This is a genomic window from Limnofasciculus baicalensis BBK-W-15, assembly GCF_024178385.1.
In the GTDB taxonomy this organism is placed as follows: domain Bacteria; phylum Cyanobacteriota; class Cyanobacteriia; order Cyanobacteriales; family Coleofasciculaceae; genus Limnofasciculus; species Limnofasciculus baicalensis.
The window spans coordinates 1-1,444 of sequence record NZ_JAMZMM010000687.1; the positions used below are offsets into that span (position 1 = coordinate 1).

The 1,444-nt window shown below is 40.9% G+C and carries 1 protein-coding gene; it reads left to right on the top strand.

Annotated elements, in window-relative coordinates:
* A partial coding sequence (locus NJ959_RS29475; RefSeq protein ID WP_254015316.1) for a CHAT domain-containing protein occupies positions 1–1,444 on the top strand: 1,444 nt, incomplete at both ends.

The window sequence follows — 1,444 nt, forward strand, 5'->3', positions numbered from 1 at the left end:
CTCCTACTCCTCATCCAGAAACCCCAACTATTGTTACCTCAACTGGCACTACTATCGTAAATCCCAATCCCATCTCCCAGCGAAACCCCCTCGAATCATTAGCCCACCTTGTCGGAGATATTTTAGGAGTAAAACCTGAAATTAACCTCAACCAAGAAACCGGAAACTACACATTTATTTGGCCAATTCCCAACGCACCAAATTTAACCCTAAATGCCCCCTACATAAACCTACCCCTAAACCAACCAGATGATATTGTTACCCTAATAGATAAAAAATTTGAAGAGCAATTTGAAAACTATATAGGAGAAGACATCACCCACAAAAAAGTCACCACAGCCAGCTTGCGAGATAACCTCAAAACCATCGAAAAACAAACTGGACAAAGAACAGTAGTTATCTACGCACTCCCACTGCCCGACGGCTTGCAACTTGTATTAGTACCACCCGAAGGTTCACCCATTTCCAAAATAGTTCCAGAAGCTGATAGCAAAACCTTACGCCGCGAATTACAGAAATTTTACCACACTCTCAACGATTACAATAGTGACTCCTACTTACCAATTTCTCAACAACTATATCAGTGGTTCATTGCTCCCTTAGAAACCGAACTAAACGCCTTAAAAATAAACACCCTAATTTTCTCAATGGATGGAGGATTACGGATGATTCCCCTCGCTGCATTACACGACGGCAAGCAATTTTTAATCGAAAAATACAGTATAGGTTCCGTTCCCAGTATCAGCCTCACCGACACAAGTTACCAAAACATAAAAGAAGCTAAAATATTAGCCATGGGAGCATCAGAATTTCCCAACTCCACACTAGCACCCTTACCCGCAGTCCCTATAGAATTATCTACTATCCTCCAAAAAGTAGGTAAAGGAGAATCATTCCTCAACGAACAATTCACCATAAACAATCTCCAAAATCAGCGCAGCAAAACCAAATTTGATATCGTTCACCTATCAACTCACGCCTCCTTCCCTCTCGACGAAAACCAAAGTCCCTACATTCAACTGTGGGATACAAAAATAGGATTAAACGAACTAAGACTAGTACAATGGTATGCTCTCCCAACCGTAGAATTATTAGTACTCAGTGCTTGTGAAACAGCAGTAGGAAATAACAATAATGAGATGGGTTTTGCCGGATTATCAGTACAAGCAGGAGTCAAATCAGCCATGGCAAGTCTGTGGCAAATGGACGATTTAGGTACACTAGCCTTAATGACCGAATTTTACCAACAACTCCACACAGAAAAAATCTCCCTCAAAGCAGAAGCCCTCCGCCAAACACAACTTGCCATGCTACACTCTAAAGTCCATATTGATTCAGGTAAATTAATCGGAACAAACACCAAAGTTAACTTACCAAAAGAATTAGTAACCCAAAAAAATCGCCAATTATCTCATCCCTATTATTGGGCAGGCTTCACCATAAT